This window comes from Bacillus sp. M5A3_1b, assembly GCF_053345335.1.
This window is the reverse complement of sequence record NZ_JBKEZY010000002.1, coordinates 432212-456924: the sequence shown is the minus strand read 5'-3', so window position 1 is coordinate 456924 and position 24713 is coordinate 432212. Positions and strand designations below refer to the sequence as shown.

The window sequence follows — 24713 nt, the reverse complement described above, 5'->3', positions numbered from 1 at the left end:
GAAAATGAAAAAGATTATTAAAGTTGAAGCAGTAGAAAAACATTTTGGAAATCAAGTGATTATCCCACCTCTTTCTTTAGACATTAAAGAAGGGGAATTTTTAACGATTTTAGGGCCGAGTGGTTGCGGGAAAACAACGTTACTTCGCATGATCGCAGGCTTTGAAACGCCAACTAAAGGGAATCTTTTATTAGATGATGAAAAGATTAACGATTTGCCACCATATAAGCGTCATATGAACTTAGTGTTCCAACATTATGCGCTATTCCCACATATGAATGTGGAGAAAAATATTTGTTTCGGTATGAAAATGCAGAAAGTACCGGCAGCAGAGCAGAAAGAGCGTGCTGAAGAGGCAATGCGTTTAACGCAGTTACTTGAGTTCCGTAATCGTAAACCTGCAAAGCTTTCTGGTGGACAGCAGCAGCGTGTAGCAATTGCGAGAGCGATTGTAAATAACCCGCGTGTATTATTACTAGATGAGCCACTTGGGGCGTTAGACTTTAAGTTAAGAAAAGATTTGCAACGTGAATTGAAAAACTTACAACGTAATTTAGGAATTACATTCATATACGTAACGCACGATCAAGAAGAAGCGATGAGCATGAGTGATCGTATTGTCGTTATGAATAAAGGACATATTGAACAAATTGGAACGCCGAAAGAAATTTACAATAAGCCGAAAACAATGTTCGTTGCGACATTTATCGGTGAAAATAATATTGTGAAAAACGGGGAAGGCTATGTAGCAATTCGCCCTGAAAACGTAAAAGTACGTTCGGTTGAAGAGCCGATTTTAAAAGAATACCATCTTGGACATATTGAAGACGTTGAGTTTGTTGGAAATATGGAAAAGCTGTATGTACGTGACGAGAAAACATCAGAATTACTAATGGCATATCAAACTGCTGAAGAAGCAGCGCAGTGGAGCATTGGAGATAATGTATACGTAGGCTGGGAGCAAGAGGACGAGGTGACCTTAAATTGAAAAAAGGGAAATTACTCGCACTACCGACAGTCGCGTGGCTGTTAATCTTCTTCCTAATTCCCCTTCTGTTTGTATTGGCATTTGCCTTTATGCAGCGCGGGGCATATGGGACAGTGGAAATGCAATTTACGTTAGAGAATATAGCTCGTGTGTTTGATCCACTATACATGGGAACGTTATGGGAAACTGTTAAGATTGCAGTTATTACAACAGTAATCTGTTTAGTAATTGGTTATCCATTTGCTTATACAATTACAATTGTTGATCGCAAATACCGTTCAATTCTTTTATTATTGGCAACGATCCCGTTTTGGATTAACTTCCTTGTTCGTTCATACGCATGGATTGTTATTTTACGTTCACAAGGTCTTGTAAACACATTGCTATTGAAACTAGGTATTATAAGTGAACCTTTAAATTTACTATATAACACACCTTCTGTAATACTCGGAATGGTCTATTCTTTATTACCATTTATGATTTTACCGGTGTATGCAGCGATTGAGCAGCTTGATAAGCGTAAGCTAGAAGCAGCTTATGATTTAGGAGCAACACCAGCAAAGGCATTTTGGAATGTAACAGTACCAATGACGATGTCAGGGATTGCTACTGGTTCTATTTTAGTGTTTGTTTCTTCTATCGGAATGTTTGTTGTATCAGACGTTATGGGTGGATCGAAAGTAGCGTTAATCGGAAACGTAATTCAAAATCAATTCTTAGGAGCGCGTGACTGGCCGTTTGGATCTGCGTTATCTATGATTGTTGTTCTATTCTCTGTTCTGTTAATTTACTTATATTATCGTGCAACGAAAGTATATAAATATGATGGGAACGGAGGGGAATAGGCAAAGATGAAGAAGTTTTTAGTTTCTTATTCTTGGTTAATTTTATTGTTCTTGTATTTTCCAATGATGGTTTTAATGGTATATTCCTTCAATGATTCTCGCATTAATGCGGAATGGGAAGGTTTTACATTCCATTGGTATACAGATTTATTTCAAAAGCAAGATGTTATTGATGCGTTTGTAAATAGTATGACGATTGCGATCGTAACGACGGTTGTAACGACAGTTCTTGGTGTGATTTTCGCGATTGCATTACATCGTTATAAATATCGCTATGAAGGGGCTATTAACGGTCTTGTGTATTTACCAATTTTAATTCCTGATATTTTAATGGGATTATCTTTACTTATCTTATTTAGTCAATTAGGTATGGAACTTGGCAAAACAACAATTATTATTGCGCACATTACATTTAGTATTTCATTTGTTGTCGTTATTTTAGCAGCGCGTCTTTCTGGTATGGGACGTGATTTAGAAGAGGCTGCGAATGATTTAGGAGCAACGCCGTGGCAAACGTTTCGTTATGTAACGTTCCCAGCAATTGCACCAGGGGTTATTTCAGCCGCATTATTAACATTCACATTATCAATTGATGATTTTGTAATTAGTTTCTTCGTATCAGGACCAGGATCAACAACATTGCCATTATACATTTACAGTATGGTTAAGCGCGGAGTATCACCAGAAATTAATGCACTTTCTACAATTTTAATTGTGGCTATCGTAGGATTAATGGTTCTATCTGAAATCTTCCGTAACAAAGGTGCAGATGGTGAAGAAAACTCTGGAGGACACCTTCCTTTATAATACGAACGATATAGAAAGTACGAGGAGGTAATAAACCGATGAAATTAATAAAAAGATTAGCCGGCGCAGCAATTAGCTTTAGCCTTGTTGCTGGTGTACTTGCTGGTTGTGGTGAAAAGAAAGAAGAGTTAAACATTTATAGCTGGGCTGACAATTTTGATGAGCAAGTGCTAAGAGATTTTGAAAAGAAATATAACGTGAAAATTAACTATGATAAGTATGCAAGTAATGAAGAAATGCTTGCGAAATTACAAGCAGGTGGCGCGAAGTATGATTTAATTCAGCCGTCTGATTACATGGTTAAAACAATGGCGAAAATGGATTTATTAGCGCCGTTAGACAAAAAGAATATCCCGAATATCGAAAATATGGTTTCTAACTTCAAAACACCGGCGTTTGATCCAGAGAATAAATATTCTTTAGTATATACTTGGGGCGTAACAGGTATTGCATACAATAAAAAGTATGTAAAAGAAGCTCCTACAAGCTGGGCTGACCTATGGAATGAGAAATATAAAGGGCATGTAACTTTATTAAATGATTCTCGTGAAGTGTTAGGTATGGGTCTTAAGAAGCATGGATTCTCAAACAGCACGAAAGACGATACACAGTTAAAGACAGCAGCAGATGATTTAAAGAAGCTGCTTCCAAACTTATTAGCATTTGATACAGATAATATTAAACAAAAATTCATTACAGAAGATGCTTGGATCGGAACAGTTTGGTCTGGAGATGCAGCATTTATCGCAAAAGATAATAAAGATGTAGAGTACGTTGTACCAAAGGAAGGCGGCACAATTTGGGCTGATACGTTAGCAATTCCAAAAGGTGCGAAAAACAAAGAGCTTGCAGAGAAGTTTATGAACTACTTATTAGATGAAAAAGTAAGTGTGAAAAACTACGAGTCAATTGGATACAGTAATCCTAATGAAAAAGCTCATCCTCTTCATAGTAAAGAATATCGTGATAATCATATGATCTTCTTAACGAAAGAAGAATTAGATCGTACAGAATGGCTTGTTGATGTAGACGATAAGCTAAAAGACTATGATCGTTACTGGACAGAGTTAAAAACAAAAGGTAAATAAGTAAGGAAATGCGGTTTCTAAAGTAGAAATCGCATTTTTTCATAGTAGGAGGAAATCGTTTGAACAAGAAGTTACATCAATATGAGGTAGTATGTATCGTTTTATTACTTGCTGTATTTGGCATTGTTGCTTGGCGCGTACATGCGGGTGGCGTTACAGTGATGGATACATATGTCCGAGCATTAGTAAAAGGATTACAAACAGAAGGTTCGCTTACATTTTTTTCACACTATACAAAATTAGGTTCTGCTATCGGGATCGTAACTACGCTGGCTATAAGTTTACTTGTTTTTTGGAGAAAACGTTATTATGCTGCGATGATCGTGTATCCAATGGGTATTTTAATAACACATCTTGTTAATAAAGGGATAAAAGAAATTGTGAAAAGGGAGCGCCCGTCGTTAAATGAAACGTTGGATGCACTTGGGTATAGCTTCCCTAGTGGACATGCAATGTTATCTATTATGACATTCGGGTTTCTTACTTATATTATTGCGGCAAATTTGAAGAGTGTAACTGGAAAATATGTTATAACGATTTTGATGGGAATTGTAATTGTATCGATTGGATTAAGTAGAGTTATTTTAAATGTACATTATCCAACTGATATTTTAGCTGGTTATTGCGTAGGTGGTATTTTGTTAATTATGGCGATTTACTGCCATCGTTTACTTACCAAAAGATTGGGACTTAATAAAGAGAGATAAAAAAAACGTCTGGAAAAACTATCAATATAGTGTTTCCAGACGTTTTTTGTTTGTACGAAGATGTGATACAGTATAAATGACAATTGAATTATTTAAAGTAGGTGAAAATGTGTGAAAACAAATGTACATAAAGTAGATAAGTGGGGGAAATTAGGAGCTTTTTTGTATCAGTTTCGTTATACAGTAATTGTAGCATTACTATTGGTTGCGATCGCACTCGGTATTTTCGCTCCAAAGCTGCCGGGAGTATTAGGCGGTGATGGTTTCCAAACGGAAGGGGACTATCAAAAAACGAAAGAAATTTTAGATAAAGATTTTAAGAGGTCTCAAGACACACTTCTACTCGTTTTTGAAAAAAATAAGGGTGTTTCACATGAGGAATTTCAAAAGCAAGTAGAGGGAATTGTAAAGAATGTACAAGAGAAAGAGACATATGAATCTTTCCATCACCCAGTGCAAAATAAAGAAATGTTACAAGATGATATCGGCTATGCGACAATTTTATTTTCCGGGAAAACAAATAAAGAACGAATGGAAAAGACATTGCAATTTGCTGATAAAATCGAAAAGGAAAGTAATGCCGCATTAAAAGTAACGCCTACAGGGTTTCCAAAAATTAATCAAGAGATTAATGAAAGAACGCAAAATGATTTAAAAGTAGCAGAGATGATTGGGTTACCAATTGCATTTCTCGTATTACTATTTTCATTTGGTAGTCTTTTGGCATCTATTTTACCAATTGTAAATGGGGCACTTAGTGTTATTAGTACGATGGGCATATTATACTTTATAGGTAGCGATAAGGAACTATCTATCTTTGTGTTAAATGTTGCACCGATGATTGGACTTGCGCTATCTATTGATTTTGCACTATTATTTGTAAATCGCTTTCGAGAGGAAGTTGCAAAGCGAACGGTAAAAGAAGCGATAGCAATTACATATCAAACAGCAGGGCGCGCTATCGTATTTTCAGGATTATGTGTATTTGTTGGATTATCTGGCTTGTTTTTCTTTAAAATCGATTATATTCAGTCTGTCGCAATTAGCGGAATGATTGTTGTGATTATGAGTATTTTATTCTCACTCACGCTTCTTCCAGCGCTATTATCATTAATTGGGAAACGAATATTAAAAAAGAATCAAGTAGCACATACGCCGGCAAAGGCGTGGCGTGAATTTGCACAATTTGTAATGAAACATCCAATCGCAATGATTATTGTTGTTACAACATTTATTGTTATTTGCTTATTACCGTTACGTACAGCTAATTTGCAGTTCCCTGACGTAGAAGCTCTACCTAAACAAAGTGATACAAGAATTGCATATGAGAAGTACGAAGAGGCATTTAATAAAACTGCAAAAAAACACGCTGATGTTACGTTAGTGGTAGAGACGAAAAAAGATATGAAAGAAAAAGAAAGTTTACAAAAGATAGAAGAAGTCGTTCAAAAGTTAAAAGATGATAAGAAAGTATATGAAGTTAGAAGCTTATACGACGGGTTAACTCGTATGAAAGCAGATCAAGTTGCTGGAATGTTAGAGTCGCCAGAAGCGGCGAAACTAGCTCCTATATTTGAAGCGTATACGAAAGGAAATAAGACGACGATAGAAATCTTTTTGAAAACAAAACCACGTACTGAAACTGCTAAACAGTGGGTTCGTGATTTTAAACAAAAGTATAAAGAAACAGATGTTACGTATTATTTAGGCGGGATGACAACGTTCCAACAAGAGTTAGAAGATGAAATTAAAGATAAAGTTGCAATTGGTATGTCTGTTATATTTGGGTCGACCTTTGTTATATTATTATTTGCATTCCGATCTATACTCATTCCAATTAAGGCGATTATTATGAATATACTTAGTTTAAGCGCGACAATTGGAATTGTTGTTTGGTTATTTGAAGGTGGGCATTTTGGTTTAGAAGCAAGTCCTGTTTTATTTGTCTTACCAATCTTTATTTTCGGCCTCGTATTTGGGCTTAGTATGGATTATGAAGTCTTTCTTATTTCGCGTATTCATGAGTTATATGAAGAAACAGGAGATAATGATCAAGCAACGTTAGAAGGACTTGTGTCAACAAGTAGGATCATTACATCAGCTGCGTTAATTATGATTGTTGTAACAGGTGCGTTCGCCTTTACTGATATTTTACCAGTACGGCAAATGGGGCTTGGTGTTGCATTAGCAATATTCCTTGATGCAACAATTATTCGTCTTATGCTTGTACCAAGTTTAATGAAACTGTTTGGAGATTGGAACTGGTGGTTACCATTTCGAAAGAAAAGAGAAAAATCATCGTAAAAAATACTCATCTTATAGATGAGTATTTTTTTATGAATAGCAAGACCTACATTTTGCAAATAGTATGTGATAAGAACATTACATATAAGTAGGTGAAGGCAATGTTTCGTTATTTTAAGTTTAAGCTAAATGATACAGTACAGTTTGCAGAAAACGATGGGCATATGTATCGCATTGTCGGTTATCGGTTAGAAAAAGGATTTTATCCAAAAGATGAATGGACTCATATCATTTATGAATTGCTTAGAGATTTTGATGGGTATACGATGGATGCGGAAGAGGAGGAACTTGTAAAGGTCATTCAAGTAGAGGATGAGTATTACAAAATACAAGAAGTATCGGGCTATCGTTATCCAGTAAAAATGAAGCAAAAACAACAAGTGATGAAAGTAGAAAAAATTGATGACTTATTAGATACGTATAATGATTATAAAAGATTGGCGGATTTCTTTAAAGATTTATCGTATGAGCAAAAAGCGGAAGAAGTATTGCAGGAAATGAAACGGCGTAGAGCGTGAGGGGGACAGTCTACTATAAGACTGGCCTCTATTTTTGACGGTGCATCAAATTGTGTTTTCCGTTACAATGAGAGAATCAATAGAAATAAGGTGATACAGTATGGAAACGAAGAAGAAGGGCGAATGGTGCGAAATTACTGTTCCAGCGAAATGGAATGGCATAAGTATTGATTCGTTATTAAAAATAGAATGGGAAATACCGAAAAAGTTGTTACATCAGCTTCGTATGGAAAAAGGTATTACCGTTAACGGAGAACAGAGAAGATGGAATGAGCTTTTAAAAGAAGGCGATAAGTTACAAGTGCATATGTTTATCGAAGAAGAATACGATGTAGAGCCTGAATATGGTGAATTAGATGTAGTATATGAAGACGATCACGTACTCATCGTAAATAAGCCTGAGAAGATGGATACGCATCCTGCGGAAAAAGGTGGGATGGGAACACTTGCAAACCTTGTTGCTTTTCATTTTCAAATGCAAGGTTTAGAGACGAAGGTTCGTCATATCCATCGGTTAGATAAAGATACGACAGGTGGTGTCGTGTTTGCTAAGCATAGAATTGCTGGTGCAATTATGGATCGTTTATTAATGGAACGAAAAATTAAAAGAACATATGCGGCGCTTGTGGAAGGGAAAGTAAAAGGTAAGCAAGGAACAATTGACGCAGCTATTGGAAGAGATCGCCATCATGCGACGAGACGACGTGTTTCTCCAAAGGGAGATCAAGCTATCACATTTTATAAAGTAGAGAAGTATTTTAAAAACCAAAATGTTACGTTCGTAACGTTACAATTAGAAACAGGTAGAACCCATCAAATTCGTGTTCATATGAGCTATCATGGTAATCCATTAGTTGGGGATGTATTATATGGTGGACAAACGCAATATATGTCCAAGCAAGCATTACATGCGATGAAGATAAACTTCTTACATCCAATTACGAAAGAAGAGATCGAAGTGGATGTACCATTCCCTGCAAAATTAAATGATACAATGAAAGAATTTCAAAGAATGAATGCGTAAAGTGTAAGTTTAAATTTGAGAAAAGTAGATTCTTGCAGGAATTTCTCTAAAAGAAGCGAAGCCGTTAAGAGAAAAGAGAGGTGAGAATTGCTTGGTCAAATATAAATACATACTAGGAATATTTTTCGTTTGTCTTTTAGTTACTCTATGCCTCTATCCATATTTACCAAATGAGATGGCTGTACATTGGGATGAAAATGGTGGGCCGAACGATTTTATGAGTAAACAAGTTGTTATAGCATTTATTCCTTTTTTTCTTATTTTTTTACATGGATTGATGTATATTATTTCACATAATATATATAAGTTTAATGAAGGCGAGCATGTCATTATAAGTGGATTTCTAAAGACGATTACTTTATTTATGTTGTTTATCCATATGCTCATTCTCTTTATTAATTTTGGAAGTATGATATCCTTTCAAACAGGACTAACAATTGGGATTAGTATGTTTCTTTTTATGCTTAGTAAGTTGTTTAAACAAGTTCAGAGTACGGAAAAAGACCCAATCAAATTACAAAAGATCCGTTTAGTGAGTAGGCGGATTTTTCAAATGATGGCATGTAGTATATTATTTTCATTATTTTTGAACTTGAAGTGGGGGTTTTATGTATTACTTAGTGTAATAAGTAGTGGTTCTATTTTGTTCATGTTTTACATTTTATACTCATACATAATAGAAAGTTATGAAACATAAAAAAGAGTCTTCTCATTATGAGAAGACTCTTTTAATCTATTTACTTCGTAATAAATTGTTGTGTCCAGTAGTTGCCGCTTTCTACATAGCCAACACCGATGTGAGTGAAGCCGTTATTTAAGATGTTTGCACGGTGTCCAGCACTGTTCATCCAAGCTTGTACTACCTCTTCAGGTGTACGTTGGCCTTGAGCGATGTTTTCACCTGCAGATGTATAAGAAATACCAAATTTCTTCATCATGTCAAACGGAGACCCGTATGTAGGGCTGTTATGATCAAAGTAGTTATTCTTCTGCATATCTTCAGATTTAACACGTGCTACTTTGCTTAATTCAGTATCAATTTTTAGTGCTGGTAAGCCTTGTTTTGCACGTTCAGCGTTTGTTAATTCAACAACACGTTGTTCGAATTCGCTTAAAGATTTTGCTTCTTCAGCAGGCTTTTGCTCAGCAGGTTTTTGTTCAGCTGGTTTTTGAGTATTGTTGTTTTCAGCAGGTTTTTGAGCTTCTGGTTTTTGAACTTCTTCAGCAGGCTTTTGTTCAACTGGTTTTTGCTCAGCAGGCTTTTGAGTTTCTGGCTTAGCTGTTGGTTGCTCAGTTACAACATTTTCAGTTGGTTGTTGACCAGGAATAATGCAATTTGGTTGGAAGTTTCCTTGTTGCCATTGTGCTAATGATTCCACGCCCATAGATTGTAAGAATGCTTGTAATTCTTGTTGGTTCATTTGCTTCATCATCACTTTTGAATGCTGAATATTTTGAACCTTTACGTTAGATGGTTGTACTGTTGCAGCTTGTGCATCTAGAGAAGATACTCCTAAAGTAAGAGCCGTTGCAGCAGCTACAGATAATAAAACACGCTTTTTCATGATGTGTGTCCCCCTATATAAAGTTTTAATTTGTTTTCACACGATTTGTTTTTGACAGCCTGTCTGACTGACAAATTCATCGTAGCATAGATTTTGTGAGAAAAAAGATGGAAAAAAATTCATAGACTTAAAAATTACCTAATTTATCCTAAGAGGGGAAAAGAGGAAAAATAAGAGAAACATAGAGTATAAAAGGAATTTTCAGCATTTTTATACTTGGTTTTAAGAGGGGTATTTTGGATGAATTTACCTAAACGGAAAATGAAGAATCCTATTGTATCAATGGTTTGAGAGTTTTTTTTAGGAATATACTGGATTGATTTTTACAAAACTGTAATGTATCTGTTGTTCTTTTTTATAATAAAGTAACATACTTTTAATATTGTAGCGGACAAAAAAGCGGCTATCTCTTTACATAGACGAAGGAGATAGCCGTTTTCCTATTATTACGTATGTTACGAGTTATTACGAGTTGGTTTCAATTGCTTCTAATAATAAATCTACAATGTGAATTCCTCTCATTTTATGAGAAAGTCCTTCTCGTTCAATGCCTAATTTCATTTGTAGTAGACAACCTGGATTTGCAGTAACAATAGTTGCTGCTTCTGTTTCATGTACACAGTCCATTTTATAATCTAGAAATTCCATGGAGAGTTCTGAATGAACAATATTGTAAATACCAGCAGAACCACAGCAGCGATCCGCATCTTTCATTTCACGATATGTTGCGCCTTGAATTGCTTCTAGTAACATACGAGGTTCTGAAGATGTTCGCATAACATTGCGTAAATGACAAGAGTCTTGATACGTAATAATTTGCGATGGAAGTCGTAAGTCATTTCGTTTATGGAAATCTAGTTCTACTAGAATAGCAGTAATATCTTTAATTTTAGAAACAAACTGCTTTGCGCGTTCAGCCCACTGTGGAACATCTTTTAAAAGATAATCGTAGTCTACGAGATAAGCTCCGCAACCACCTGCATTCGTAATAATATAGTCGATATTTAAATCTTCGAATGCTTTTATATTTCGTTTCGCTAATTCTTTCGCTCCGCTCTTTTCACCAGCATGCCCATGTAATGCACCGCAGCAACTTTGTGTTTTCGGAATAACGATATCACAACCAGCTAACTGAAGAAGTTTCATCGTTGCGTTATTTGTTTCTAAAAACATCGTATCCATTAAACAGCCTGTGAAGAATGCAACTTGTTTCTTTTTTGTACTTTCAGCAGGTAAAAATGCAGGACGATCTTTCATTGCTTTCATTTTAGGGACTTTTGGTAAAACGAGATCCATTGTTGCAAGTGTTTCAGGGAATAACTTCATAATACCCATTTTATGTGTTAGTGTTTGTAAACCAGAACGTTGGTAAAATCCGATTAACCCTGTTAATGTTCTCATTCGATTTTGATGCGGGAAGAGCCCTTCAAAAACGACTTTACGAACGGCTCTCACTGGCACCGAGAACTTTTTGTTTTGATTTATAATATCACGAGCTTCTTCTAATAAATGTCCGTAATTTACACCTGATGGACAAACAGGTTCACAAGCACGGCAGCCAAGGCAAACATTCAATGTATTTTCAACATCTTCATCTGGTTCAATTAAACCGTCAACGACCGCTTTCATTAATGCAATACGTCCTCGTGGTGAATGTGATTCTTTATATCCAGATTGAATGTAAGTAGGACAAGTAGGTAAACAGAAACCGCATCGCATACAGTTTAGTAGTTCATCTTCACTTAATCTTTCTTTAAATTCTTTTTGAATGTTTTCTTTATTTAATGTTGTCATCGCTCAACCACCACTCTTTTGCGAGTGTCTTTCGCGAACATCTTGCCAGGGTTCATAATGTTATTTGGATCGAAGGCTTGTTTAATTCCTTGCATGGCAGCAATACCTTCTTTACCTAATTTCATTTCTAAATAAGGAGCTTTCATCGCACCAACACCATGTTCACCAGTAATTGTGCCACCAAGTTCAATTGCTTTCGCAAATATTTCAGCAAAAGCTTGTTCAGCTCGGTGCATTTCTTCTTCATTACGAGCATCTGTCATACAAGTTGGGTGTAGGTTGCCATCGCCAGCATGCCCAAATGTACAAATAGGAATATTATATTTTTTTGCAATGGCATTAATAGCTTCAACCATCGGAGCTATTTGTGAGCGTGGTACCGTTGCATCTTCTAATATTGTAGTAGGTTTTAATCTTGCAAGTGCTGATAGTGCACTACGGCGAGCTGTCCGAAGCGCATCTGCTTCCGCTTCATCTTTTGCAATGCGAACATCGACTGCATTCATAGAGCGGCAAACGTTAGCCATTTTTTCAATATCTCGATTGACAACTTCAGGTGGACCGTCTTGTTCAATTAATAAAATTGCTTTTACATCAGTTGGTAAACCGATCTGTGCAAACTCTTCTACTACTTCAATTGTCGGCTGGTCTAAAAACTCAAGTGTCGCTGGAATGATTTTATTTGCAATAATAGAAGAAACAGCACGTGCAGCTTCATTAATATCTTCATATAGTGCAAGCATCGTTTTCTTCGTTTCAGGCATAGGAACAAGTTTTAATATTGCTTCTGTTACGACGCCAAGTGTTCCTTCAGAACCGATAAATAAACGAGTTAAATCGTAACCGGCTACATCTTTTGCTAATTTACCGCCAGTACGAATAATATCGCCATTTGGTAAGACAAGTTCAAGACCCATCACATAATCACGTGTTACGCCATATTTTAATCCGCGTAATCCACCTGAGTTTTCATTAATGTTACCGCCGATTGTAGAAATTTTCATCGAGCTTGGATCTGGTGGATAAAATAAACCTTTTTCTTCTACCGCTTTAATAATATCAAGTGTAATTACACCAGCTTGTACAGTAATTGTTAAATTCTCTTCATCAATTTCTAAAATGTTATTCATATGGCGGAAGATAAGGACGATACCGCCTTCAAGTGGACATGTCCCCGCGCAAAGGTTTGTTCCAGAACCACGAACATATACAGGAATTTTGTGAGTGTTACATATTTTTAACACTTCAGCTACTTCATTTGTATTACGAGGAGCAATGACTGCATCAGGCATTGCTTGGAAGTTTGGAGTGGCATCATAACTATACGTTAAACGCCCCATATTGGATGTATCTACATTATCTTCGCCAACAATGGATACGAATGAATGAATAATTTGCTTTTCTAACATTGGAAATCCCCCTCAAACTGTTAACGTATTTAGTCATCATAAAAAACGTTGTAACAGTGCTTTCATTATAATGATAAAAAAGTTGGGGGATTCTTTCTATGTATAATCATCTAAAGATTAATCTTTTTTATCATTCTTTTTTGTATGATTATCTAATAAGAGGAGCGAGAAGTATAAAATGTTTAAGTCTTTGAATTGTTTCGGGTCAAGTCCTGTATGCTCCTCAATCTTTTTAAGTCTGTAATGCAATGTGTTAATGTGTATATGTAATTGTTCAGCTGTTTGTTTATAGGATTGGTTATAATCAATAAATAAGCGTAAAGTGTGCATAAGCTCAGGAGATGATAGTAAGTTTTCGATAGTACGCCTTAGAAACTGTTCCCGCGTTTCAGCAGAAATATCTTGTAAGCACATTTCTAAACGTAAATCTTCATTAAATACAATTTTTTTCGTTTCAAGTGATACGGAAAGAGCTTGTAATGCTTGTTCGTACGATAAGTTCATATTGCTTGGTGTAACGGATTGTCCAATCCCAATATATAAAGGAATAGAAAACAAAGTTTCACAGTCTTGTTTTAATCTTTTTAAAAATTGATACGTTTGCTCTTTGGAGTTTGTGGCTGTAAATAAAATGAATCGATCATTTCCCCAACGAACAAATAGATGCTCCTTTGTTAATAGATTGCGTACGTGTTGCCAAATCTTACGCTGAAGCATCGTGTCATTTTGATCGATAGAGAACAAAATAAGTTGTTTCTTCTTATATAAATCAATACCAAGTGTTTTTGCGCGATCGAGAAAGCTTGGAGACCAGTCTGTATTTTGAAGCCAATCAAAGACAAATGCTTCATAAGAACGGTGTTCAAGTTCCAGTTGTTCTAAAAAGTAGTTTTCGTGAATGAGTAGTTCGGTCATTTTACGTAATATTTCTCCGTATTGTGAAATGTTTTCAGGTTCGCCTGTAATTCCAATGACACCAATTACTTCGTCATGAAATAGTAAGGGGAGGTTCATACCCGCCTTTACGCCTTGCAAACGTCGTTCATCTTCTTTTGTAATAATGACAGTTTTCTTTTGTTTCGCGCATCGGAGTGCACCTTCATGAAATTGGCCGATTCTTTCTACATCTGTACTTGCGATAATAACGCCTTGTATATTAATGATAATGATATTTTCTTTAATTAATCTGCGTACTTCTCGTACAATTTTATTCGCTAAATCAGGAAAAAGCATAATTTGCACACCTCAAATTCTATTTGTTGTACATTATATATGTAAATAAAGTAAGAAAGGAAAATTTCACACTTTCCACACATTTATTTGTTATTTTACAATTATAACGAAATCATCCGAAGATGGAGGGAATCTTTTGAGAAAGTATGTTTTTCTTCTCTGTTTTTTATTTCTATTAGTAGGGTGTCAAGGAAGTTCATATACACCGATTGCTAAAGATAAAAGTGTTATTATAACAACGAATATAAAAGAAGGTAGTATTAGTTTTGTTGATGAAAAAACTAAAAAGTTAATTACGACATGGGAACTTAATGAGCCAATGGCAGGAGTTGCACTACTTCCAAACGGTGAGGACATACTTGTATATGGCAAGCAGTTAGAGTACATGTATGTATATTCACTAGCAGAAGGAAGGCAAGTGGACAAATATAAAACGGGAAAAGGCATTGTAAATGTGATTGTATCCGAGGATAAAAAACAATTATTTGCTGCCGATCAAACTGCCCAAAAGGTAAGGTTCTTTACGATAAAAGGGAAAGAGACAGGGAGTGTATCAACAGGAAAAGGACCAATTACGATGGTAGAGCACGATAACCAGTTATCTGTATTAAACTTTTATGATACGAAGCTAACGACCATTGATACAAAGAAAAAAGAAGTGATACAATCCTTTATGATTCCCCCAGCATCAACGGGAGCGACAATTAGCCCGGATGGGAAAGAAATATGGATTGGCGGACATGGTGATGGAAATCAAGTCAATGAAAAAGTATTAGTGTATTCATTGCAGAGCGGAGAAATGGTACGTTCTTTACATGCTCCGTTTATGCCTGTGAATATAACGAAGGATAATAAGAATGTATATGCATTAAGTCACGGTTCGAATACGCTTAGAAAGTTTGATGTTAGCACGTATAAAGAGGTGGCTTCTGTAGAAGTAGGATCGAATCCATTTGCATTTTTGAAGAGCGGAGCAGAAGGATACGTAGCAAGCTATGATAGTGATGAAGTGTGTGTCATGGATATGAAGAGCTTGAAAATAAAACAAACAATTAAAGTCGGAAAAGGGCCGTTTCAACTCATAGAGAGGGAAGGGAAGGACAATGAGTAAATATAGGGTGCTAGTTGTAGATGATGAAAGTGATATGAGGCAGCTTGTTGGAATGTACTTAGATAATTTCGGATACGAGTGGGGAGAAGCTGAAAATGGAAAAGAGGCTCTAAAAAAATTAGAGACTGATCATTATGATTTCGTTGTATTAGATATTATGATGCCAGAGATGGATGGACTTTCAGTTTGTAAAGAAATTAGAAAAACGTCGGATGTACCAATTATATTTTTAACAGCAAAAGGTGAAGAGTGGAATAGGGTGAATGGCTTGCGTATCGGAGCAGATGATTATATTGTAAAGCCTTTTAGTCCTGGAGAACTAATTGCTCGTATGGAAGCTGTGCTAAGACGTTATACGAAGCAAGAGCAACAAGAAGAGATTCAGTTTGGACCGATACTTATTAATGAAAAAAGTAGGAAGATTGAGGCTGATGGTGAGCCGATTTCTCTTACAGTAAAAGAATTTGATTTACTCTATTTTCTTTGCCAACATACGGGACAAGTATTTAGCCGGGAACAATTGCTGGAAAAGGTATGGGGATATGATTATGCCGGAAGTACAAGAACAGTGGATACGCACGTGAAAACGATGCGTTTGAAGCTTGGAGAAAGTGGAAACTACATTCAAACGGTTTGGGGTGTAGGCTATAAATTTGAGGTGTAACGTATGTTTACGATGGTACAGAAGCTTTGGCTTACAGTAGTATGTGCAGTATGTGTAACAGTTTCCTTTCTTTATTTTGTATCTTTATACTCGTATGAAAAACTATACGTTGATAATTTAAAAGATTCATTAGTAATGGAAGGGAAACGTCTTGCTGCGCAATATGATAAGCGTGAAGGAATAGCAACTTTTGAAGAGAAAGTAAGAGCATTTGATCAAATATCTAGTTCAGATGTTCTTTTCGTATCTAATCCGCGTGATTTAAGCGCGTGTTTACCTTTTGATGTGCATCATCATTCTCTTATAAGTGAAGGGGACAGGCAAGCATTATTAGATGGAAAAACTGTGACAAAGATAGGGTATGAGGAACATTTTGACCGAAATATTATGGGGGTTGTCATCCCTGTTTTAGAAAATAAAAAGTTAGTTGGCATTGTATATTCTTATATTCCTTTAAAAAGTATAAAAGACTTAATATATGATATGGGCCTTATTTTAGCGCCATTAGCACTTGCTATGACTTTACTGACAATATGGATTGGTAGAAAGATTATTATTGCTATTACGAGACCGCTTTCGCAAATGGAACGAGTTGCCAATCATTTGGCTACGGGAGATTTCTCAGAACGGATTACAATTTCTTCCGAAGATGAAATTGGACGATTAGGAAAAGCATTTAATAAAATGGCAAATTCTTTAGAGACAGAAGACGTAAAGCGTAAGGAATTTTTAGCTAACGTTTCGCATGAACTAAGAACACCACTTAGTTATATAAAAGGATATAGTGAAGCTATTTTAGATGGTGTAGCGAAGGGACCACAGCAGGAAAAAGTAACACAGCTCATTCATAAAGAAGCGGGTCGTATGCAGCGTCTCGTTCATGATTTATTAGATTTAGCACAATTAGAAGGTGAACATTTTCCGTTAAAGAAACAACCTATCGTTTTTTCACAACTGATTGAAGATGTGTTAGATACGTATGAGATTAAGTTTATAGAAAAGAAAATTCGTATTTCAACAAATTTAAATCCAGAAATCATTGTAATGATTGATGAGGATCGTATGCAACAAGTGCTTCATAACGTGTTAGATAATGCGATACGGTATACAAATCAAAATGGGGATATTGTGATAACACTCAGGCAGATAGATGATTACTGTGAATTAAACATAAAAGATACAGGAATCGGTATTGAAACAGAGCATTTAGAAAATCTTGGTGAACGTTTTTACCGCGTTGATAAAGCGAGAAGTCGTCAACATGGTGGAACAGGTTTAGGCCTTGCCATTGTCAGACAAATTGTTCATATACATGATGGACAGTGGCGAATTGAAAGTGAAAAAGGGCATGGAACGACGGTTAGTATTAAATTGAAAATACAAGTTGAAGAAAGCATGTTCTAACGTGAAGGACATGCTTTTCTTCATGAGTGCAATGAATAGAGGAATAAATATAAATTAATATCAAATAAATATTAAAAATTTGACGATTTTATGAACAAAACATTTGTACTTCTTACCAATTCGTTCTAAAATAGTTATGATGCAAAGTTCTTATAAATCGTTTCAATTGTTGTTTGGAAGATACTGAGGTGATTTAACTGGAGTACAAATCTATTAAACCGAAAAAGATTTACGAAGAAGTATCTGAAGCTATTTTAACAATGATTAAAAATGGTACGTTAAAACCTGGTGACAAACTACTTCCTGTACATCAATTAGCTGAGCAGTTTCAAGTGGGTAGATCTGCTGTTCGTGAAGCGCTAAGTGCGCTAAGAGCAATGGGCTTAATTGAGATGAAACAAGGAGAAGGTACATATGTGAAGAATTTCGATTCTTCTTCATTAACAAAATCATTAAACAATAAATTATTAATGAAGAAAGAAGATATTTTAAACTTATTAGAAGTACGAAAGGTGCTTGAAGTGGGGGCAGTTCGAGCAGCTGCGGCAAAACGTACGGAAGATAATTTGCAAAATATGAAGCATTGGTTAGATGAAATGGTAAAGAGCATTGGAGATGAAAAGGCTGGCGAAAAAGCAGATTTTCAGTTCCATATGGGAATTGCGGAGTCTTCGCATAACAACATTTTGCTTGAACTCATGAATCACGTTTCAGAGATGATTGCTGAAACGATTGGTGAATCAAGACGCATTATTTTATATGGTGAACAAACAACATCAGAACGACTTATAGAAGAGCATCAAGTTATATATGATGCAGTGTTAAAGCAAGATGTAGAATTAGCGCAGCAAGCAATGCTAGATCATTTAACAAATGTAGAACATATTGTCACAGGTAAAAACGATATAAATTCGTAATTTAATCTTTTAAAAATCAAATTTTTTGATAAAATAGAGAAAGATTAAGTAAGCGTTTTCTTTAGAAGAGGGAGAGGATAGGCCATGGTTGAGCCTACTTCTTCTTTCCTTAGTCATCTGATGACCATATGTTTGTTGGTGGAGTTGTAAAAAGGGGGAGTAATAATTATGAAAGTTACTTTATTTGTTACTTGTTTAGTCGATATGTTTGAAACAAACGTCGGCAAAGCAACAGTTGAAGTGTTGGAGCGTTTAGGTTGTGAAATTGAATTTCCAGAAGCACAAGTTTGTTGTGGTCAGCCTGCTTATAATAGCGGCCATGTAGAAGCAGCAAAGGAAGCGATGAAACATATGATTGAAACTTTCGAAGATGCAGAATATATCGTTACACCATCTGGTTCTTGTGCGACAATGTTTCATGAGTATCCGCATGTTTTTAAAGATGATCCGAAGTGGGCTAAACGTGCACAAAAGGTTGCTGATAAAACATATGAATTTACACAATTTATTGTAGATGTTTTAAAAGTGACAGATGTTGGTGCAAGCTTACCAGGGATAGCTACTATTCATAAATCTTGTCATATGACACGCCTGCTTGGAGTAAAAGAGGCACCAGGAATTTTATTATCAAACGTAAAAGGATTAACTGTGAGAGAACTGCCAAACGAACAAAATTGTTGTGGGTTTGGGGGAACGTTTTCAGTGAAGATGACTCCAATTTCTGAGCAAATGGTAGATGAGAAGGTAGATAGTGCAATGGAAACAGGTGCTGATTATTTAATCGGTGCAGATTGTGGGTGTTTGTTAAACATTGGCGGACGTATTGAGCGTTTAGGAAAAGAAATAAAAGTAATGCATATTGCTGAGGTACTAAATAGTCGCTCATGAAGGGGGAACATAAGCTATGTCTATGAAAATCAGTGAGAAAAAATTTAATGATCGCGTTGGCGATGGAATTCAAGATTCTTTTATGCGCGGAGCAGTATCTTCTGCGCAAACGCGCTTATATACGAATCGCTTAAAAGCAGCGGAAGAATTAGGAAACTGGGAAGAGTGGCGTGAACTAGGTGAACAAATTCGCCAACATACGTTAGAAAATCTTGATTATTACTTAATGCAGTTAAGTGAAAATGTATCAAAAAGAGGCGGACATGTGTACTTTGCGAAAACGAAAGAGGAAGCAGCAAAGTATATTCAAGACGTTGCAAAAAAGAAACAAGCGAAGAAAGTTGTAAAATCAAAATCAATGGTAACTGAAGAAATTAGTATGAATCATGCCCTTGAAGAGATTGGTTGTGAAGTGTTAGAAAGTGACTTAGGAGAGTATATCTTGCAAGTAGATAACGATCCACCTTCACATATTATTGCGCCCGCACTTCATAAAAACAGAACGCAAATTCGTGATGTATTTAAAGAGAAGCTTGGCTATGAAAATTCTGATGATCCATATGAAATGACAAAGTTTGTTCGTAAACAACTTCGTGAGAAATTTATGGATGCAGAAATTGGTGTGACAGGTTGTAACTTTGCAGTTGCAAATACTGGCTCTCTTTGTTTAGTAACGAATGAAGGTAATGCCGATCTTGTTATGTCGATTCCGAAAACTCAAATTGCAGTAATGGGTATGGAACGTATGGTTCCGACAATGGAAGAATTAGATGTTTTAGTTGGTTTACTATGTCGTAGTGCAGTAGGGCAAAAATTAACAAGTTATGTAACTGTAGCGGGACCAATCCAAGAAGAGGAAGTAGATGGACCAGAAGAATTCCACTTAGTTGTTGTTGATAATGGCCGCTCTCAAATTCTTGGGTCTGAATTCCGTTCAGTATTGCAATGTATTCGTTGTGCTGCTTGTGTTAACGTATGTCCTGTATATCGTCACGTTGGTGGACATTCGTATGGTTCTATATACTCAGGACCAATCGGTGCGGTATTAACACCACTTTTAGGTGGATACGATGATTACAAAGAGCTTCCATATGCCTCTAGTTTATGCGGAGCGTGTACAGAAGCTTGTCCAGTAAAAATACCATTGCATGATTTATTATTAAAACATCGTCAAGTAATTGTTGAGCAAGAAGGACGTGCACCACTTGCAGAAAAATTAGCAATGAAAATGTTTAGTATGGGTGCATCTTCAGCAGCTTTATATAAAATGGGATCAAAAATGGCGCCAGCAGCAATGAGTCCATTTACATCGGGCAACCGTGTATCAAAAGGTGTTGGGCCACTTAAAAACTGGACAGATATTCGTGAATTCCCGGCTCCAAGTAAAGAACGATTCCGTGATTGGTATAAAGATCATAAGAAAGGCGGGGACAAATAATGACAGGATTAATTCAAAACCGTGAGTCCTTTCTAGATAATATTGCAAAAGAACTTGGACGTGAGCGGAAAACGGAAGGCGTAAAGCGTCCAGCATGGAAAAGTAATGTGAATGTAGAAACGCTAAAAGATTATTCAAAAGAAGAATTGTTAGAAGTATTTAAAAATCAATGTACAAACATTCATACAACTGTAGTGGAAACGACAAACGACCGTTTACGTGAAGATATTCAAAAAGTAATCGTGGAAAACGGCGGGGGACCTATTATGTTATCGGCAGACGAACGTTTTGATTCTTATGGATTGACTTCTTTATTTAAAGAAGAGCTTCCAAACCAAAATGTTGAAGTAAATGTATGGGATCCTGAGAAAAAAGAAGAGAATATGCGTATCGCAGAAAGAGCGAATATTGGAATCGCATTTAGTGATTATACTTTAGCTGAATCTGGTACGATTGTTGTACAAAGTCATAAAGGCCAAGGTCGTTCTTTACACTTTTTACCGACTGTATACTTTGCTATTATTCCACGTGAAACACTTGTGCCTCGTATTACACAAGCAGTTCAGGATATGAACACACGTGTAGAAAATGGCGAGGCAGTGGCATCTTGTATTAACTTTATTACAGGACCTAGTAACTCGGCAGATATTGAAATGAATCTTGTTGTCGGAGTACACGGACCATTAAAAGCAGTATATTTCATCGTATAAAAGAGGGGAAAGCAGGCCAGAAAATGGCCTGCTTTTTTAATAGAATAGAAATAATATGGAGTAGAATTTCTCTCCTTTTTTTGCTATGTTCTTCTGGAAAGGAGAGGAAGGGATGTTCACTTATTTATATGCATTGTTAGTGGGGATGGTGTTTGGTTCTTTTTTTATGTTAATTGCGATGAGAGTACCACTTGGTGAGTCTATCATTATCCCGCGTTCACATTGTCATTATTGTAAGTATGTGCTAAAGCCAAAAGAATTGATTCCAATCATTTCTTTTTGTATACAAAGAGGACGTTGTACGAATTGTAAGAGGAAAATGTCAATTTTGTACGTAGTATTTGAACTTGTAACAGGAATGATGTTTCTTCTTACTGTATATATGATTGGGGTGGAACGGGAGCTTATCATCATTTTATCGCTTTTTTCTCTCCTTCTTATTATTTCAGTTACAGATTACATATATATGTTAATCCCCAATCGTATTTTAGTTTGGTTTGCCTGTTTACTCATTTTAGAATGTGTTTTTGTGCCGTTAGTGACTTGGACAGATAGTATAGTTGGTAGTGGCGTTATATTCATTTTGTTATATTGCATGCAAAAGATATATCCAGAAGGGCTTGGTGGAGGAGATATAAAATTACTTTCGTTACTTGGATTTATAGTGGGACTGAAAGGGATTTTTATGATCTTATTTTTAGCATCTTGCTTTAGTCTTTGTTTCTTTGGAGTTGGTATAGTATTAAAACGTATGAAAATGAGGAGCCAAATTCCGTTCGGTCCTTTTATTAGCCTTGGGGCAATATGTTATATGTTGTTCACGTATACAAAATAGAGAGAGGATAGAACATGAATGTATATATGGATGATCAAAGAAGTTGTCCGTACGGGTATGTGCCCGCCACTACAGTAGAATGTGCCTTGCAAATGGTTCGGGATTATGATGTGAATATTCTTTCCCTTGATTTTAATATGGGATGGGGGAAAAGAAATGGATTAGATTTTGTAGAGGCTTTTTGTAAAGAGGGTTTATATGTAAATGAAATTCACCTTCATACGAATGATGTCATCGGTATGCACAAGATGAAACAGAGAATTAATAAGGGAAAGGAAGAAGGCGAAATTAATCCGCACCTTGTTGTTAAATATGTGGGGAGCTAAAAACTCCAAAGTTTTACTTTGGAGTTTTTAATGTTTCATATGTGCTTGTAACGGAATGATTTCTTCTTGTTGAGCCGCTACTAATTCAGTTTCTTCTTGTTTCACGTCAGGTACTTTCTTTGTTAAGTAATGGTATACCATGCCGACAAAGACGGACCCGCCAATAATGTTACCGATTGTAACTGGAATTAAGTTATGAATAGCACCTGCAAAAGAAATTGTCTCCGGATGCGGTGAAACTAAAGATAGAGCAAACAGTGATAAGTTTGCAATGCTATGCTCGTAACCAGATAAGAAGAATGTGAAAACGAGTAGCATCATCATCATAATTTTTGCTGTATCACCTTTAACTTGAGAAGGTAAGAAACACGCAAGACATACAAGCCAGTTACATAAAATTGCTTTAAAGAATAATTGCATTGTAGGTGTATTCATTTTTCCTTCTACTACTTTATTCATGAAATGGCCGTGATCAATTGCTTCGAAAATTCCAGTTGCATAAAATAGTAAGGCAAAGAATAAAGCGCCAGCTAAATTCCCTGCATAACAAGCGACCCAGTTACGAAGTGTATCAGAAATCGTTGTTTCTTTTCTTAAAGTTGCTACAGTAAAGTACATTGTGTTTCCAGTAAACAATTCAGCACCGCCATATATAATAAGTACGAGGGCAATTCCGAAAAACATAGAAGCAGCTAAATAAGTTGCCGGTGAATCTGCAATGTGAAAAAAATTACCTAATTTAAAACATAGTACAATAATAAAACCGATATAAATACCCGCAAGTGCGGCACGAATGAAATATTGCATCGGGTTTGTATCTAGCATTTGTTTTTTGCTCTTAGCCAGTTTGACAACATAATCTATTCCTTGCTCTAGCATGAGTAATACGCTCCTTTAGTACATCATCTATAAATACTCCTTATATGAATAAAGTACATGGAATTGTTCTTAGTTTCAATAAGTTTGTGCAATGTTTCACAAAAAGGACATACATACATTAAGAAAACGCTTACAAATGGTAGTATAATAGAATTTTTTCTGGACATTGAGAGGGGAAGGGAAAAAGAAAAAGCGCTGTAATTACAGCGCTTTTTCGTCTAAATTCTTTTCTACTTTTACTTCTACTTCTTTCGAGAAGAACCAACCGCCAACTGCGATTCCGACTAATATAATCCAGAATGTAAGCTTCCATAGTGTAGATTCTGGGAATGAATGCGGAATTACATTTAATGCAGGGTGTGCTAATGTATAAACTGCTAGTTTCACACCAACCCAACCTACAATTAAGAATGCTGCAGTTTCAAGTCCTGGTTTACGTTTTAAGATTTGTACGAAAGCAGTTGCTGCAAATCTCATGATGATTAACCCGATAAGTCCACCTACAAAGATAACAACGAATTGCCCAGTATCAAGACTACCAATTGTACCTAATCCTGTTTTTGGTAAAGTCATTGCTAACGCAACTGCAGCTAAAATTGAATCAACTGCGAAGGCGATATCAGCAACCTCAACTTTAAATACAGTCCACCAAAAGTTCTCTTGTTTTTTCTTTGCTTCTTTTTCTTCTGTTTCTTCATCCGTATTCTTTTTAACATACGTTTTAAATAAGTGATTACCAGCTATAAACATAAGGTAAATGGCACCGATTGCTTGCACTTGCCATACGTCGACTAAGAACGAGATCATAAATAACGATCCGAATCGGAAAACAAATGCCCCCGCTAATCCGTAAAATAATGCTTTCTTTCGTTTTTCTTCTGGTAAATGTTTTACCATAATTGCAAGAACGAGAGCGTTATCAGCCGCTAAAATCCCCTCTAGTGCAATTAGGATGAGTAATACCCAACCATACTCCAATAATAATGATACATCCATGTACATTCTCCTCTCATTTCTATAAGTACTAAATAAGTGAAGAATTTCCCCACTATTTAGTTTCCCCATACTCCTGCCTATTAACTTTGGAAGAATTTGGAAATTAATACAAAAAAGACCTCTGCCGTTAATAGGCAAAGGTCTTGCTAGACATATGTAATGAAAATGCCAACAAAGCCGGAAGAACTAAGTTCTACGTAATGACGACTTTGTTTCCAAGAAATATTCTTGGACGCTACTCCCCTTTGGAGATATGCTATTGT

At 36.0% G+C, this 24713-nt stretch carries 24 protein-coding genes and 1 riboswitch; of the genes, 18 read left to right on the top strand and 6 right to left on the bottom strand.

Going from position 1 to position 24713, the window contains the following annotated elements; translation table 11 throughout:
• Positions 1–4: 4 nt before the first annotated feature.
• The 9 genes from potA to ACLBWW_RS08560 all read left to right on the top strand — a co-directional run bounded on the left by potA (position 5) and on the right by ACLBWW_RS08560 (position 8978).
• A complete protein-coding gene (potA, locus tag ACLBWW_RS08600; protein ID WP_000720323.1) occupies positions 5–988 on the top strand; it encodes a spermidine/putrescine ABC transporter ATP-binding protein PotA in 984 nt (327 codons plus the stop codon).
• On the top strand, positions 985–1833 hold the full coding sequence (potB, locus tag ACLBWW_RS08595) for a spermidine/putrescine ABC transporter permease PotB (protein ID WP_000715495.1): 849 nt from the start codon (positions 985–987) through the stop codon (positions 1831–1833). The genes potA and potB overlap by 4 nt, the downstream gene beginning before the upstream one ends.
• 6 nt (positions 1834–1839) lie before the next feature.
• The gene (gene potC, locus ACLBWW_RS08590) at positions 1840–2640 is read left to right on the top strand and encodes a spermidine/putrescine ABC transporter permease PotC (RefSeq protein ID WP_000714201.1); all 801 of its coding nucleotides are present in this window, start codon (positions 1840–1842) and stop codon (positions 2638–2640) included.
• A gap of 38 nt (positions 2641–2678) precedes the next feature.
• Positions 2679–3728, top strand: coding sequence for a spermidine/putrescine ABC transporter substrate-binding protein PotD (potD, locus tag ACLBWW_RS08585; RefSeq protein ID WP_046957063.1), 1050 nt, complete (start codon positions 2679–2681; stop codon positions 3726–3728).
• A gap of 59 nt (positions 3729–3787) precedes the next feature.
• Positions 3788–4435 (top strand): phosphatase PAP2 family protein, encoded by a 648-nt coding sequence (locus ACLBWW_RS08580; RefSeq protein ID WP_048545052.1) that lies wholly within the window; start codon positions 3788–3790, stop codon positions 4433–4435.
• A gap of 111 nt (positions 4436–4546) precedes the next feature.
• Complete coding sequence (locus tag ACLBWW_RS08575) at positions 4547–6739, top strand: MMPL family transporter (RefSeq protein WP_048545050.1); 2193 nt, start codon at positions 4547–4549, stop codon at positions 6737–6739.
• Positions 6740–6840: 101 nt separating this feature from the next.
• Positions 6841–7257: a hypothetical protein gene (locus tag ACLBWW_RS08570; protein WP_000490295.1), complete on the top strand. Its 417-nt coding sequence runs from the start codon at positions 6841–6843 to the stop codon at positions 7255–7257.
• Positions 7258–7357: 100 nt separating this feature from the next.
• Positions 7358–8281, top strand: coding sequence for an RluA family pseudouridine synthase (locus ACLBWW_RS08565; RefSeq protein ID WP_447613988.1), 924 nt, complete (start codon positions 7358–7360; stop codon positions 8279–8281).
• Positions 8282–8372: 91 nt separating this feature from the next.
• The gene (locus tag ACLBWW_RS08560) at positions 8373–8978 is read left to right on the top strand and encodes a DUF1648 domain-containing protein (protein WP_060489453.1); all 606 of its coding nucleotides are present in this window, start codon (positions 8373–8375) and stop codon (positions 8976–8978) included.
• 40 nt (positions 8979–9018) lie between these two features.
• On the opposite strand, the gene ACLBWW_RS08555 is transcribed toward ACLBWW_RS08560, so the two are convergent.
• From ACLBWW_RS08555 to ACLBWW_RS08540, 4 genes are all read right to left on the bottom strand, one after another.
• Positions 9019–9846: a CAP domain-containing protein gene (locus ACLBWW_RS08555; protein ID WP_098047512.1), complete on the bottom strand. Its 828-nt coding sequence runs from the start codon at positions 9844–9846 to the stop codon at positions 9019–9021.
• A 465-nt stretch (positions 9847–10311) separates the two neighbouring features.
• Positions 10312–11640 (bottom strand): (Fe-S)-binding protein, encoded by a 1329-nt coding sequence (locus ACLBWW_RS08550; protein ID WP_447613987.1) that lies wholly within the window; start codon positions 11638–11640, stop codon positions 10312–10314.
• Positions 11637–13049, bottom strand: coding sequence for a glycolate oxidase subunit GlcD (gene glcD, locus ACLBWW_RS08545; RefSeq protein ID WP_046957068.1), 1413 nt, complete (start codon positions 13047–13049; stop codon positions 11637–11639). The genes ACLBWW_RS08550 and glcD overlap by 4 nt, the downstream gene beginning before the upstream one ends.
• Before the next feature lie 117 nt (positions 13050–13166).
• The gene (locus tag ACLBWW_RS08540; protein ID WP_048545040.1) at positions 13167–14282 is read right to left on the bottom strand and encodes a CdaR family transcriptional regulator; all 1116 of its coding nucleotides are present in this window, start codon (positions 14280–14282) and stop codon (positions 13167–13169) included.
• 136 nt (positions 14283–14418) lie between these two features.
• Between ACLBWW_RS08540 and ACLBWW_RS08535 the strand changes: the two genes are divergently transcribed.
• The 9 genes from ACLBWW_RS08535 to ACLBWW_RS08495 all read left to right on the top strand — a co-directional run bounded on the left by ACLBWW_RS08535 (position 14419) and on the right by ACLBWW_RS08495 (position 22575).
• The gene (locus ACLBWW_RS08535) at positions 14419–15393 is read left to right on the top strand and encodes a YncE family protein (RefSeq protein WP_001234162.1); all 975 of its coding nucleotides are present in this window, start codon (positions 14419–14421) and stop codon (positions 15391–15393) included.
• A complete protein-coding gene (locus ACLBWW_RS08530) occupies positions 15386–16057 on the top strand; it encodes a response regulator transcription factor (protein WP_101195538.1) in 672 nt (223 codons plus the stop codon). Before ACLBWW_RS08535 ends, ACLBWW_RS08530 begins: the two co-directional genes overlap by 8 nt.
• A gap of 3 nt (positions 16058–16060) precedes the next feature.
• Positions 16061–17461 carry a sensor histidine kinase gene (locus ACLBWW_RS08525; protein ID WP_000494801.1) on the top strand — a complete coding sequence of 467 codons (1401 nt, stop codon included), beginning with the start codon at positions 16061–16063 and terminating at the stop codon, positions 17459–17461.
• 227 nt (positions 17462–17688) lie between these two features.
• On the top strand, positions 17689–18378 hold the full coding sequence (locus ACLBWW_RS08520; protein WP_255256195.1) for a FadR/GntR family transcriptional regulator: 690 nt from the start codon (positions 17689–17691) through the stop codon (positions 18376–18378).
• A gap of 168 nt (positions 18379–18546) precedes the next feature.
• Positions 18547–19266 (top strand): (Fe-S)-binding protein, encoded by a 720-nt coding sequence (locus ACLBWW_RS08515; protein WP_000869144.1) that lies wholly within the window; start codon positions 18547–18549, stop codon positions 19264–19266.
• A gap of 16 nt (positions 19267–19282) precedes the next feature.
• On the top strand, positions 19283–20704 hold the full coding sequence (locus tag ACLBWW_RS08510) for a LutB/LldF family L-lactate oxidation iron-sulfur protein (RefSeq protein ID WP_000061936.1): 1422 nt from the start codon (positions 19283–19285) through the stop codon (positions 20702–20704).
• Positions 20704–21414, top strand: a complete 711-nt coding sequence (locus ACLBWW_RS08505) for a LutC/YkgG family protein (RefSeq protein ID WP_447613986.1) — start codon at positions 20704–20706, stop codon at positions 21412–21414. Before ACLBWW_RS08510 ends, ACLBWW_RS08505 begins: the two co-directional genes overlap by 1 nt.
• A gap of 112 nt (positions 21415–21526) precedes the next feature.
• Positions 21527–22249 carry a prepilin peptidase gene (locus tag ACLBWW_RS08500; RefSeq protein WP_447613985.1) on the top strand — a complete coding sequence of 241 codons (723 nt, stop codon included), beginning with the start codon at positions 21527–21529 and terminating at the stop codon, positions 22247–22249.
• A gap of 14 nt (positions 22250–22263) precedes the next feature.
• Positions 22264–22575 carry a cyclic-phosphate processing receiver domain-containing protein gene (locus tag ACLBWW_RS08495; RefSeq protein ID WP_048545036.1) on the top strand — a complete coding sequence of 104 codons (312 nt, stop codon included), beginning with the start codon at positions 22264–22266 and terminating at the stop codon, positions 22573–22575.
• A gap of 27 nt (positions 22576–22602) precedes the next feature.
• Here ACLBWW_RS08495 and ACLBWW_RS08490 read toward each other — a convergent pair whose 3' ends face one another.
• Positions 22603–23454, bottom strand: a complete 852-nt coding sequence (locus tag ACLBWW_RS08490) for a formate/nitrite transporter family protein (protein WP_048545034.1) — start codon at positions 23452–23454, stop codon at positions 22603–22605.
• 201 nt (positions 23455–23655) lie between these two features.
• Entirely contained in the window at positions 23656–24450 is a 795-nt protein-coding gene (locus ACLBWW_RS08485) for a TerC family protein (protein WP_048545033.1), read from the bottom strand.
• A gap of 90 nt (positions 24451–24540) precedes the next feature.
• Positions 24541–24706, bottom strand: a riboswitch (yybP-ykoY riboswitch).
• Between the last annotated feature and the right edge of the window lie 7 nt (positions 24707–24713).

Bases quoted from the DNA above. Each gene is read 5' to 3' on its own strand.
- ACLBWW_RS08555 (WP_098047512.1), bottom strand. From the start codon at position 9,846: ATGAAAAAGCGTGTTTTATTATCTGTAGCTGCTGCAACGGCTCTTACT.
- ACLBWW_RS08530 (WP_101195538.1), top strand. From the start codon at position 15,386: ATGAGTAAATATAGGGTGCTAGTTGTAGATGATGAAAGTGATATGAGG.
- potD (WP_046957063.1), top strand. From the start codon at position 2,679: ATGAAATTAATAAAAAGATTAGCCGGCGCAGCAATTAGCTTTAGCCTT.
- ACLBWW_RS08550 (WP_447613987.1), bottom strand. From the start codon at position 11,640: ATGACAACATTAAATAAAGAAAACATTCAAAAAGAATTTAAAGAAAGA.
- potA (WP_000720323.1), top strand. From the start codon at position 5: ATGAAAAAGATTATTAAAGTTGAAGCAGTAGAAAAACATTTTGGAAAT.
- ACLBWW_RS08540 (WP_048545040.1), bottom strand. From the start codon at position 14,282: ATGCTTTTTCCTGATTTAGCGAATAAAATTGTACGAGAAGTACGCAGA.
- ACLBWW_RS08565 (WP_447613988.1), top strand. From the start codon at position 7,358: ATGGAAACGAAGAAGAAGGGCGAATGGTGCGAAATTACTGTTCCAGCG.
- ACLBWW_RS08505 (WP_447613986.1), top strand. From the start codon at position 20,704: ATGACAGGATTAATTCAAAACCGTGAGTCCTTTCTAGATAATATTGCA.
- ACLBWW_RS08500 (WP_447613985.1), top strand. From the start codon at position 21,527: ATGTTCACTTATTTATATGCATTGTTAGTGGGGATGGTGTTTGGTTCT.
- ACLBWW_RS08485 (WP_048545033.1), bottom strand. From the start codon at position 24,450: ATGGATGTATCATTATTATTGGAGTATGGTTGGGTATTACTCATCCTA.
- ACLBWW_RS08495 (WP_048545036.1), top strand. From the start codon at position 22,264: ATGAATGTATATATGGATGATCAAAGAAGTTGTCCGTACGGGTATGTG.
- potC (WP_000714201.1), top strand. From the start codon at position 1,840: ATGAAGAAGTTTTTAGTTTCTTATTCTTGGTTAATTTTATTGTTCTTG.
- glcD (WP_046957068.1), bottom strand. From the start codon at position 13,049: ATGTTAGAAAAGCAAATTATTCATTCATTCGTATCCATTGTTGGCGAA.
- ACLBWW_RS08525 (WP_000494801.1), top strand. From the start codon at position 16,061: ATGTTTACGATGGTACAGAAGCTTTGGCTTACAGTAGTATGTGCAGTA.
- ACLBWW_RS08490 (WP_048545034.1), bottom strand. From the start codon at position 23,454: ATGCTAGAGCAAGGAATAGATTATGTTGTCAAACTGGCTAAGAGCAAA.
- ACLBWW_RS08570 (WP_000490295.1), top strand. From the start codon at position 6,841: ATGTTTCGTTATTTTAAGTTTAAGCTAAATGATACAGTACAGTTTGCA.
- ACLBWW_RS08510 (WP_000061936.1), top strand. From the start codon at position 19,283: ATGTCTATGAAAATCAGTGAGAAAAAATTTAATGATCGCGTTGGCGAT.
- ACLBWW_RS08515 (WP_000869144.1), top strand. From the start codon at position 18,547: ATGAAAGTTACTTTATTTGTTACTTGTTTAGTCGATATGTTTGAAACA.